The organism is Corallococcus terminator, assembly GCF_003611635.1.
In the GTDB taxonomy this organism is placed as follows: Bacteria; Myxococcota; Myxococcia; order Myxococcales; family Myxococcaceae; genus Corallococcus; species Corallococcus terminator.
On record NZ_RAVZ01000861.1, the window covers coordinates 1 to 254 of the forward strand.

Below are 254 nucleotides of genomic sequence, written 5' to 3' on the forward strand. Positions count from 1 at the left end.
GGTTGCCTCCTCTTCGGGGCGGTTGGCTGGCGTCACGGCGCAGGCCACCACGAGTTCGGTATCGAGGTCGATGCCGACGTGCTGCTTGTAGCCATTGAAGCGCTTGCTCTTGCTCTTGCGCCCGTGGTGGGCGTGATCCGCTTTCGTGGACAGGTTGACTATGCCGCTGCCCGTTCGAACTCGGCCGGCGCAGCGTAACCGATTGCCGAGTGCATGCGTTGCTGGTTGTAGAAGACCTCGATGTAGTCGAACAG

1 protein-coding gene and 1 pseudogene are annotated in these 254 nt (G+C 61.8%); both read right to left on the reverse strand.

The window, feature by feature from the left end; all coding sequences use genetic code 11:
- Positions 1 to 129 (reverse strand): annotated as a pseudogene (locus D7V88_RS42495) (transposase); the annotation flags it as partial.
- 29 nt (positions 130 to 158) lie between these two features.
- The gene (locus tag D7V88_RS42500) at positions 159 to 254 is read right to left on the reverse strand and encodes an IS3 family transposase (protein WP_372241176.1); all 96 of its coding nucleotides are present in this window, start codon (positions 252 to 254) and stop codon (positions 159 to 161) included.